Origin of the sequence: Mesobacillus sp. (genome assembly GCF_047739415.1) — a bacterium.
Lineage (GTDB): Bacteria > Bacillota > Bacilli > Bacillales > Cytobacillaceae > Mesobacillus.
The window spans coordinates 1-10,889 of record NZ_JBIQOE010000208.1 but is presented as its reverse complement, the minus strand read 5'-3'; the positions used below and the strand labels follow the sequence as shown (position 1 = coordinate 10,889).

Sequence of the window (10,889 nt, the reverse complement as noted above, 5' to 3'; positions counted from 1 at the left end):
TGGATATATAATGCAAAAATACCAGATAAACTTTAAGTTTGATACAATAAGTATAGTACATACATTACTAATTCATAGAAGTTATTTTAATAGAAAAGGGTTTGATATTTAGTGGCAGCAACGAAGAAAAAAAGAGTGATCAAAGAGGTCACACAGCTTGTGACGATAACAATCGGAGCAATTATCGCAGCTTTTGGGCTTGATATGTTTCTTGTTCCTAACGCAATTCTTGACGGTGGGGTCATCGGACTTTCGATTATCGCAGCGGAGCTGACAAACATCTCGATGAGTATTTTCCTGATTGTTTTTAACCTTCCTTTCCTTTATATCGGGTATCGGAGGATGGGCTTGAAATTCACGCTTCGCACTTTGTATGGCGTCATTATTTTATCCGGCGCGACTGCTTATTTACACCACTTTGAACCTGTAACGGATGATTTATTTTTAGCAACCATCATTGGTGCGGTTATCCTTGGAACGGGTGTCGGTTTGGTCATCAGGGCTGGCGGCGCACTGGACGGAACGGAAATCATCGCCATCCTTGTAAGCAAAAAGCGCACCGTTTCTGTCGGGCAGATCGTCATGGTGATGAACTTGTTCATCTTCGTCCTGGCAGCTTTGCTCGTGTTCAGCTGGGAAACGGCCATGTACTCCATCATCACGTATTTCATTGCCTTCAAAATGATTGACGTCGTCGTCGAAGGGATGGAAGAGCTAAAATCAGTCACGATCATTTCCGACGTCCCTGAAGAAATCGCCGAGGCATTGCTCAAGCAATTAGGCCGGGGAATGACCTACATCCAGGGCCAGGGCGTATTTTCAAATGAACCGAAGAAGATTATCTACACCATCGTGAGTCGGATTGAATTATCTACAGTAAGGTCAGTTGTCGATGATATCGACCCAAACGCGCTGGTCGCGATTGAGAATGTCGCCGACGTTTCGGGAAGCAATTTTGATAAGAGTGGCGGGCATTAATGAGCTGGTAGAAAATCGGTGGATTAGCAGTTGGTCGAATAATCCTTGAAAGTGATCGAAAAAATCAAAAATCCGCCAATATAATTCAAAATGTGGTCAAAAAAACATTAAATGTGATCGAATTATTTAATTTTCCGCCAATAAAATTTTGAATGAGCTCTATCTAGGACTGCTTTCCACAAATGTATTAACGAATGTGACCAGTTTTTCGTGCCTGTTATCTATTTTGCATCCGAATGTTGCTGATTTATCTTATTTTCGATATAAAACAGCTATAAAAAGTGCCCTGGCGAAGAATCGCCGGGGCACTTTGCTGTTAATCAATCGGATTGTTGAATTTCTTTTCTTTCTGGCCGGTTGTGAATTCGACTAGTTCTTCGGGTGTATTGTTGCCTTTTTTCTTGTTGTTGTTGCGCTGGGCGTTTCCGTTACCGAGCTTTTGTTTACCCATGCTTCCTCGCTCCTTTTGATGGATTCATGAAGTAGTATGGTTTTTTTCCTCGGCGTTTATTCTAAGTTCAGGCTCCCGGCGCACCTTGGTTGCCTGCTCGTATGCATAGGCAAGCCTGATCAGCAAGGGTTCGCTGAAGGCAGTACCGGTGAAGGTGATGCCGACTGGCTCGCCTTCTTCTGTAAAAGCAGTTGGGACCGTAACAGATGGGTACCCTGCCTTTGAGCCAATCGTGGAACCATCCATCGGGAAAAGGACAGCGTCGGCATCATACTCCTTCAAAGCATAGTCAATTCCCTGCTCCCTTGCCATGTAAAGGTTATACTCCAGTTCTTCGAGGTACTCAGCCTCGGTCAGAGTTCCGCTTGTCTCTTCCGATTCGAGCAGCACTTCCTGCCCGTACTTCAGCATTTTCTCGCCATGCTCATAGTTGAAGGCAATCACATCAGAAAGCGTCCTGACTGGAACATTCGGTGCCAGCCTGTTCAAATAAGCATTCAAGTCAGCTTTGAATTCATAGCTCAATACCTTGTATCCCCAAGTCGCCTTTGCCGCCGGGATTGCAGCTTCAACTACCTCTGCGCCAAGCTCCGCCAATTTCCCAACCGCTTTTTGAAAAATTTGCTCCTTTTCCTGAGTCCATTTGCCAATATACTCTTCCCTGACAACAGCAATTTTCGCTCCTTTAAGACCTTGTGCATCGAAAAGAGCATCGTGGTTGAATTCAGGTAAACTTACCATCGTTGCCGGGTCTTGCGGATCCTGGGCAGCAAACGCTTCTAAAAGGTACACCGCATCCTTGACTGTTCTCGCCATTGGACCAGCCGTGTCCTGCGTGTGGGCAATCGGTATGATGCCACTGCGGCTGACAAGTCCAACTGTTGGCTTGATGCCAACCAATGAATTTTGCGATGCTGGATTTAAAATTGAGCCATCTGTTTCAGTTCCGACCGTTACTGCAGCTAGATTGGCAGCGATCGCTGCGCCGGAACCGGCACTTGAGCCACCGACATCAAACTTACCGGGACCGTACGGATTCAGCACCTGGCCTCCGCGTGAGCTGTAGCCGCTCTTCATCCCATTTGCCATGAAATTTGCCCACTCAGTCATATTTGTTTTTCCAAGAATGACCGCGCCTGCCTCCCTCAGCTTTGCAGCGACAAAGGAATCTTTCTGAGCAAAAGAATCCTTCAATGCAAGCGAACCAGCACTAGTATGCATCTTATCGTTTGTATCAATGTTATCTTTTACAAGTACCGGAATGCCGTGCAGAGGGCCTCTTGGACCTTTCATCTTTCGTTCAGCGTCAAGGGCAGCTGCAATGTGAAGTGCATCTGGATTGAGTTCAAGCACGGAGTTGGTTATTTTATCAAAAGCGGCGATTCGAGCCTGATACATCAGGACAAGATCATGAGAAGACAGCTCGCCCTTCTCCATTTTCTCCTGCATCTGATCAATCGTTGCTTCAGGCAGCCACTCTGTCATCAATGTATTTAAACGTGGATTTTTCAAATTCAACAATTCCTTTCAAATAGGGCTTTTATTTAAAAACCATTTTGGTTCATAACCATCTCAAAAAGAGATCCAAACGAAGATCGATGCGTAAATGGTAAGCAACAAGCTTTGTAAAAAGCCTTCAAAATTTAACTACGGAATATATATTCTGATTTCTTTTAAAAAAACCTTTATTTACAGTAAAAAAGCTATAGGAAAAGGTCCTATAGCTTCGATGCTAATTATTCTGGGTCAACAATTTTACCACCGTAAAATTCTTTTTGCACTGGAGTAATATTAAGTGCCTTGCAAAACCTTTTCAAATCTCGTTCTTCACGTTCGTTGACGATCGAGATAACGGTCCCCTCTGCGCCAAAGCGGCCTGTGCGTCCGGAGCGGTGGACGTATTGGTCCTGCTCCCGCGGGAAATCATAGTGGACAACGTGAGTGACACCTTTAATATCCAAGCCACGCGCTGCGACTTCGGTGACAAGCAGCATTTCGCTGTTACCGTCACGGAACTTATTCAAATAACGCTGACGGTCCTGCTTGTCCAGATCACTGTGCAGCTGGCCGACGTGGATGTCTTTGAACTTCAGTTTTTCAGCAGTGATGGTCAGGTTCGCGATATCCTTAATGAAAACAAGTGACTTCGTTCCATCCAGACGGGCAATTTTTTCAAGAACTTTGATTTTGTCACGCTGCTCGCTGAGAAAGTAAATATGTTCTACTTTTGCAGCATCGATTGTTTCGTCCTTTTTTACATTGATAATCTCTGGATCTTTCGCCAATCTCTTGATTGATTTTTCAACAGTCTCTGGAAGAGTTGCTGAGAATAGCAGAAGCTGTCTTTGATCAGCAAGTGTCGACTTTACAATACTTTTTACCGTTTCGTTATGCTCTGGGGTAAGAAGCTGATCGCCTTCATCAAGGACGACTGTATGGACTTTGTGCATTTTCAGTTTTTTCTGCTTGATGAGTTCATTCGTCCGGCCGGGAGTTCCGACGATGATATGCGGGCTCTTTTTCAGCTTGTCAATTTGACGCTTTAGGTTGGCGCCGCCGATCAGGCTTGCCGATTTGATTCCGCTGCCTTCTCCCCACTTCTGGATTTCTGACAGGATCTGCATGACAAGCTCCTGTGATGAAGCGAGGATGACTGCCTGGGTATTCTGCATATTAGCGTCGATTTTATTTAAAACAGGAAGCAGGTACGCTAAAGTTTTGCCAGTACCAGTCGGAGATTCCCCTACGACATCTTTTCCTTCTATTATTAATGGAATCGCCGTCGACTGGACAGAAGTCATCGTCTCGAATCCGGCCTTTTCCCAGGCCTGCTGCAGGAACGGTTTCAGTTGTGCGATAATTAGTTGAGTTTCTGACATGATTTTCTCCTTCAGTTAAACATTCTAGTATTGATACTAGCTAAAACACGATTATAAGTCCAGTATTCCCACGAAAAATGGAGTTTTGCACCTTTTATTATAGATTGTTTTTTGCCTGATTCCGTTTTATTGGCGATTATTAATTTTTATTGGCGATAATTTTATTTTATTGGCGGTTTTCACAACTTTATTGGCGAAAATTTTAATATATTGGCGAAAATCCGATTTTATTAGCGACTTGGAAAAATATATAATATTTTTAAAAAATCGAGCGAGTAATCCCACGATGTCTTCCCACATCACAAAAAAACATCGAGCGAGTAACCGCCCGATGTCTTAGAATTCTTTCTTATTTATGGATCCACACTGCACCAGCAGAGTTATCTTTCGCTTCGCCGATGACCTGGAACTTCAATCCGTAGTTTGGCAAGATTTTACCTGCATCCGGAATCAGTTCGTTGATGTACTTATTAGAGTCATCAAACGTTGTCACCCCTGGAAGGCCTTCGTAGTCATAGATTCCGCGTGAAGGAGAATCTACATACCATTCAGGTGCCTTATCAAGTGAGAATGCTGCGTCAGAGATTTGGTAGCGTGTGCTGCTCTTTATAGAATCTTGTCCATTAAGCTTACCAACGATCGCTTCAGGGTGAGAGTCAACAACACCGATGAAGCCTTCGCCCGGGTGTTCGCCAACCCAGTTGTCTGTGAAGCTGTCGTCACCGTACCATACAACCAAACCAGTGTTGTACTTAACGCCGCGGCCTTCAATCAAACCTTTGTCAGCGCCAGCGTAGTTTCTCCATTCGAGGTAGTAGTAGTGGTCTTTATCGAACAAACCGTTTGTTGAGATAAAACCATCAAGAGTAACTTGTTGAGTACCTTCTGCATCATCAGAGAAAGCAACTTCACCATCAACAGTCAGGCTCAGGTTGTCCATTGCGAAACCTTCAGGAGCAAGGCCGCCGTCCGTTACATAATCAAAAGTCAATTTCACTTTCTGTCCTGCGAACTGGCTTAAGTCATAAGACTTGTCTTCCCACTGCCCTTGAGTTGTTTCCATTCCGCCTGCAGTGTTTTCGTCACCGATTACGTCCAACTCAACTTCTGTGCCGTCTTCTGTTACTGCATTTACAAATACATAGTCATAATCGTATTCTACTTCGTACCATGTTTTATAGTCAAAAGTAGCTGTAGTTGCAGATGTCAGGTCGAATACAGGTGTTTCCAATGCAGTGTGAAGGTCATCACCTTTTGTGCTGTAGTAGTACTTCTCGCCGAATGCCGGCTTGATGCCCTGAACCTTCTTCTTAGGGAGGTTCACTTTTACAATGCCGTTATTCTTTGACTTTGTTACGCTCTGATCGATTACCGCAGTCAAACCATTCGCATCGATATCTTCATAGTTAACTTCCGTAATGTTAGCCCAGTTGCCACCCATGATTTTCTGGAAGTATTCCTTGTTCTGTGGAGAGAAGCTTGTAGGCTCTGTACCTGCTACTGCTCCATTCCAGCTGCCGCCGCTCATGATTGACCATGATGCAACTGGCTCGCCTTGTCCAGTGTACTGTGTGTCGTACTCATCTGGAAGACCCAAGTCATGTCCGAATTCGTGTGCGAATACTCCAACCGCTCCATCTTCAGGCTCGATTGTGTAGTCGTAGGCCGCCATTGATCCGCCCCAATAAGGAACTGCGGCTGTGCCTTCTGTTCCAGGAACATCGTACACTCCGTCCAGTACCCAGCGATGTGACCAGATTGCATCGTCACCTAGCGCTCCGCCGCCAGCTTCCTGGCCGACACCAGCGTGAAGGACCATCAAGTGGTCAACAAGTCCGTCCGGCTCGTTCTGGTTTCCGTCGCCGTCTAAATCATAAAGGTCGAATTCATCGAATTCTGATAGATCCAGACCATCTGCAACAGCTGCTGCTAATGCGTCTTTTACAAAATTACGAGGGCCATCTTCACCATTGTTGTCATGTCCGCCCTCTGGATCGTCGTCACCGTAGTCAGCAGCATTGCCGGGTACAGTAACCCAGTCAGTTACAGTTCCATCGACAGTGTAGCTGCCGCCAGACTGCTCTTCATAATATTGCTTGAAAGTCTGGACCTTTTCACCATTGAACAAAGTGAACTCTTCGTCTCCGAACAGCATTTTTTCATATTGCTCGCGGCTGAAGTCGTCTGAATACATATAGCCTTCTTCTTGCTCAATGCTATTGTGCTTGAAGTCTGCGAATTCAGCCAAAAGAACAAGAACTTTATCTTCCCGAACTGTACCATTGTAATCAGCCTGTTTCGCAGGATCTACTTTCGCGTATCCAGTAGGCTTGCCCGCTTTGTAGTTATCATGTCCTTTTTCAAGCTGCTTAGTGAGCTTGTCCTTTTGCTTTGTTAAAAAGTCCTTGGACTTCTTGGCCATTTCATCTTCAGCAGTGTGCTTATCCGTCTTGCCGGCTTTAGTACCCTGCTTCTTTTGGATATATTCTGTTACCGCTTTGTTGACTTCTTCCGGTGAAGCGCCTTTAGCGATTAGCCCGCGTTCCTGCAAAGCTTTTGCCAGACGATCCTGGTCAACGATATTCAAGTCTATAGGTGCAGATACAGGAGCTGTCGCAGCTTCCACACTTTTAGGAGCTGCAGTTGGTCCAGCAAATGAACCCGCAAACAAAGTAGAAGCGAAGACAGCACTTGCCGCCACGCTTGAAAGAACCTTCAACGAACTTTTCTTCTTCAAAAAGATAACCCCCTGCTATTTTCCAAGTTTCGATTTTTCATATTTTCTGAAGAATCTGATACAAATTGTAGCAAGGTTTTAAAATATTGTAAATTTTTAAAATATAGTAATATTTATCTATAAATTCAGTCGTATTTCGCCTAAAAACCTTAATTTTAAAAAGAAACTGCATCATTCATCCTGTTTTCATCTCAAATGTAAGTGTAAATAAAACTATTTTAATAAAGTTATATATTGGGAAATTTTCTTCGTGTCTCTAAATTTGATTCGAATAGACTAGCAACCAATTACTAATTCTAAAAAATAATTAAGGATTAATTCAAAGTTAATTGGTACTATTTACATTAACGATTGAACTCCACTGCCTGTGGTAATGTATTGTAGAACCTTTTCAAGGAGTGTTAGAACTATGAAGGAATTATTGAAGGAACTGATTCTGATTGACAGCTCCACAAAGGAAGGTGCCAATCAGGCGGTAGAGTTTTGTAAACAATGGCTCATTGAGCATGAATTAAAGCCTAATTTGATTGAAAACAATGGATATAAAATGCTCGTCTGTGAGATTGGCGAGGGAGATAAAACAATCGTATTCAACGGCCATGTTGATGTGGTCAGCGGTAAAAAGGAGCAGTTCGTACCCGTTGAAAAAAATGGCCGGATCTACGCAAGGGGCGCAGCTGATATGAAAGCTGGAGTTGCAGCGATGATGGTCGCGATGAAAGAATTGCAGAATCAAAAACTCGGAGTGAAAATCCAGCTGCAGATTGTTTCGGACGAGGAGATCGGCGGCAAAAATTGTACAGGTTATCTTGTGGAAAATGAATACCGTGGGGATTTTGTCATCTCCTCTGAACCGACACAGCTGGGGATCGCCTTGCAGGCAAAAGGTGTATTGAGGCTTGAAGTCGAGGTCACCGGAAAATCCGCCCATGGCAGCCGGCCGTGGGAGGGCGACAATGCAATTGTTAAAGCCTACCGAGTTTACGAGAAACTGCTTGAACTGCCTTTTACAAAAGAAAGTTCGGAATATTATCAGGCACCATCGATTAATCTTGCCATCATCTCGGGTGGTGAAGTTTTTAATAAGGTACCTGATCACTGCGTCATGTCCCTTGATATCCGTTATCTTCCTGGACAAGATTCCGATATGATTGTCCAGCAAATCAAAGGTATTTCAGATGGAAAAGTTACAGTCAGCCTGAAAGGAATCCCTGTGGCGACAAAGCAGGATGACCCATTCATCACACAGCTGAAACCTGTTTTGGAAAAACATATTGCTGGTGAAGCTGTGATATTTGGCCAACATGGGGCAGCAGATACCCAGTATTTCGCCGCACACGGAATCCCGGCAATTGAGTTCGGGCCAAGCGGGGCAAACTGGCACGGAGATGACGAATTTGTCGAGCTGGAATCTCTTGAAAAGTATAAAGATATTTTAATAGATTACGTGAAAACATATTAAAGCTAAAACTAAAAGACAGCCGGGTGGCTGTCTTTTTAACTGCTTAAACGATATTTCTTTGTCCATGAGAAAAGCAATAAACCCGAAACTAACAATATTTGCAGCAAAAAGACAACCGAATCCCAAAATCGGATGCTGGTGATTGGTTCCAAGAATCCTGGCATCATGATTTCGTTTATAGCGAAGATCAATTGTGGGATGTAGTAGTAGGCGGTGATGCTCAGGGTGAGCAGGATGCCTGAAAGGTAAAAAACAGCATATCTGCGAACGAATTTCTCTTCTCCTGCGAATGTTTCCGTTTCTGGTACTCTTAGAAAAGGCAGCCACTTCGATAGGAAGTTTCGACCGTTTTCCATAAGATTGTAACAGCCTGTTTGGTTTTCAAGTACATAATACAGGTCGGTCTTCATGAACACAGCAGCCTGATAAATAAGACGGATAAATGTGTTAAGTACGACCAACTTCAATACCCCCATCGTAAGAGTACTTTCACTCGTGAAGGTCTGAGCTACTAATGCTAGGAACAATACCACAATATCAAAATTCATCCCAGCCAGATAAAGCTTATTGCGCTTTTCTGAAGGCAACTTCCACACCTGAGACATATCCGTCTCCAACACAACAAAAAACAGACGGTTCCCCACTTCTATCTTCGCCGGTAACCCTTCAGACCAGACCGCAAGCACATGGCCGAATTCGTGGAGGATTACAAGGAAGAAGCTGATCACAAGCAAGGCCAGGACATTTTGGAACATCAGGTCAAATGCAAATAGGTCCGAATAGCGGGGGAATAAGTTCGGTTGGAACAGGATCAAACCTACGCTTGCAATGAGTAAAAGAACGTACAACTTCGCACTGATGGGATTGAAGAAGAATTGGCCTAGGGTTTCTGGGATCCAGGAGAAGCCAGATTGTTTTTCCTGCACTGAACTACTCAATATTTCTTTGCCATCTAACTCGCTAATTAAATTAAGTTCAAGGAGTTGAGAGACAAAGTCCAGTATGTCTATATCCTCTTCAGGATATCTACCAATCAATGCTCTTTCCACTTCATTAAGAGGTTTTTTTTGATTGATTAGCTCAATAGCAAAAATACAAACTTCTGGCATTTCGTAAAACTCGCCATTCATTACATCTTCAACAATATAATGTTTTTGATCTTTTCGAATAGCTAGTTGTATAAGTGTAACATGAGTTTCATAGGTAAAAACCATACCTATCACCTTATCAAAGTAATGTAAAGGGGATGTTTGCAGAACTTAACATCCCCCTCCTTAATTATTGTTTAGAAAATGGGCACCACCAACATGTAGTTTTAATTTTGTTTAGCTTACGTATTTTCATGCTCTCACCTCCTCTAAACTATTATGTTTTTGATCAAAATGATTATCATTCCACTCGGAATTCGTATGAAATGCAGTCCATTCTGAAAAAACTTCCTTAAACTTTTCAACAAGTTCAGGATCAAATTGGGTACCTTGCCCTTCTATTATCCTGTTGTAGGCTACGTCAAAAGGCATGGCTGAACGATAGGACCGGGAGGAAGTCATAGCATCGAAAGCATCCGCTATAGACACTACTCTTGCTGAAAAAGGAATTTCATTTCCCTTTAATTGTTCAGGATATCCCTTGCCATCCCACCTTTCGTGATGAGACTTTATAATATCAATACTGTCACCTAGTCCATTCACCTTGATAACGGCTTCTGCCCCTACCGCTGGATGTGTTTTAATAATGTCGTATTCTTCTTTTGTCAATTTCCCAGGCTTCATAAGTATTGAATCAGGGATATTCACTTTCCCTATATCATGTAATAAACACGCATATGTAAAGGAACGCAGTTGGTCTTTTGTAAATCTGCCAGTAGCTTTAGCGAGTGAGTTTGCATAGTATGCTACTCTTTCGCTGTGACCCTTGGTATAAGGGTCCTTTAACTCAAGAGTTGCTATAACTCCTTTAACAATTCCAGATAGTTGATTATCATAGGATTCTTTAATAGCTTCCACATATCCTTGATATCTCCTTAAAATGATGAATCCTAATAATGATAGGATTATAATTACCGCTATCGGAAATAAAACTACGGTTGTATTAAGTAATAATCCTATGTACGAGTATTTAAAAATAGTTCCTAGTGAAACTGTCCAAAAAAAAGAAGTATTTACAAAAATAGGCGCAAAGAGAATGAGGAACACTTCAACGATATTTCCACCGTCATAGCTTGCATCATTGCCTAAGTATGTTACTGAATCATAGAGTATCGTAATTGCTATAAATCCCAGAAAAAAAATAAACTTAACTGAATAAAGTTTTCCTTTTTTCAACAATAGAAACACACCTGGTAATAACAATAGGATTAAAAGATGATAATAATATCTATAG

8 protein-coding genes are annotated in these 10,889 nt (G+C 42.9%); 2 read left to right on the top strand and 6 right to left on the bottom strand.

Annotated features, from left to right (window positions below; all coding sequences use genetic code 11):
- The first annotated feature begins 111 nt into the window (after positions 1 to 111).
- Positions 112 to 978 carry a YitT family protein gene (locus tag ACH0QE_RS16550; protein ID WP_415801677.1) on the top strand — a complete coding sequence of 289 codons (867 nt, stop codon included), beginning with the start codon at positions 112 to 114 and terminating at the stop codon, positions 976 to 978.
- A 316-nt stretch (positions 979 to 1,294) separates the two neighbouring features.
- On the opposite strand, the gene ACH0QE_RS16545 is transcribed toward ACH0QE_RS16550, so the two are convergent.
- From ACH0QE_RS16545 to ACH0QE_RS16530, 4 genes are all read right to left on the bottom strand, one after another.
- Entirely contained in the window at positions 1,295 to 1,429 is a 135-nt protein-coding gene (locus tag ACH0QE_RS16545; protein ID WP_260983522.1) for a hypothetical protein, read from the bottom strand.
- A 24-nt stretch (positions 1,430 to 1,453) separates the two neighbouring features.
- Positions 1,454 to 2,941, bottom strand: a complete 1,488-nt coding sequence (locus tag ACH0QE_RS16540) for an amidase family protein (protein ID WP_415801676.1) — start codon at positions 2,939 to 2,941, stop codon at positions 1,454 to 1,456.
- A 224-nt stretch (positions 2,942 to 3,165) separates the two neighbouring features.
- Complete coding sequence (locus ACH0QE_RS16535; RefSeq protein WP_415801675.1) at positions 3,166 to 4,308, bottom strand: DEAD/DEAH box helicase; 1,143 nt, start codon at positions 4,306 to 4,308, stop codon at positions 3,166 to 3,168.
- 349 nt (positions 4,309 to 4,657) lie between these two features.
- The gene (locus ACH0QE_RS16530; RefSeq protein ID WP_415801674.1) at positions 4,658 to 7,045 is read right to left on the bottom strand and encodes an immune inhibitor A domain-containing protein; all 2,388 of its coding nucleotides are present in this window, start codon (positions 7,043 to 7,045) and stop codon (positions 4,658 to 4,660) included.
- A 409-nt stretch (positions 7,046 to 7,454) separates the two neighbouring features.
- Between ACH0QE_RS16530 and ACH0QE_RS16525 the strand changes: the two genes are divergently transcribed.
- Positions 7,455 to 8,507 (top strand): M20 family metallopeptidase, encoded by a 1,053-nt coding sequence (locus ACH0QE_RS16525; protein WP_415801673.1) that lies wholly within the window; start codon positions 7,455 to 7,457, stop codon positions 8,505 to 8,507.
- Positions 8,508 to 8,542: 35 nt separating this feature from the next.
- Here the strand turns inward: ACH0QE_RS16525 and ACH0QE_RS16520 are convergent, their stop codons facing one another.
- A complete protein-coding gene (locus ACH0QE_RS16520; RefSeq protein ID WP_415801672.1) occupies positions 8,543 to 9,721 on the bottom strand; it encodes a hypothetical protein in 1,179 nt (392 codons plus the stop codon).
- A gap of 126 nt (positions 9,722 to 9,847) precedes the next feature.
- On the bottom strand, positions 9,848 to 10,889 hold a 1,042-nt coding region (locus ACH0QE_RS16515), incomplete at its 5' end, for an HD-GYP domain-containing protein (RefSeq protein WP_415801671.1).

Bases quoted from the DNA above. Each gene is read 5' to 3' on its own strand.
- ACH0QE_RS16545 (WP_260983522.1), bottom strand. From the start codon at position 1,429: ATGGGTAAACAAAAGCTCGGTAACGGAAACGCCCAGCGCAACAACAAC.
- ACH0QE_RS16535 (WP_415801675.1), bottom strand. From the start codon at position 4,308: ATGTCAGAAACTCAACTAATTATCGCACAACTGAAACCGTTCCTGCAG.
- ACH0QE_RS16525 (WP_415801673.1), top strand. From the start codon at position 7,455: ATGAAGGAATTATTGAAGGAACTGATTCTGATTGACAGCTCCACAAAG.
- ACH0QE_RS16520 (WP_415801672.1), bottom strand. From the start codon at position 9,721: ATGGTTTTTACCTATGAAACTCATGTTACACTTATACAACTAGCTATT.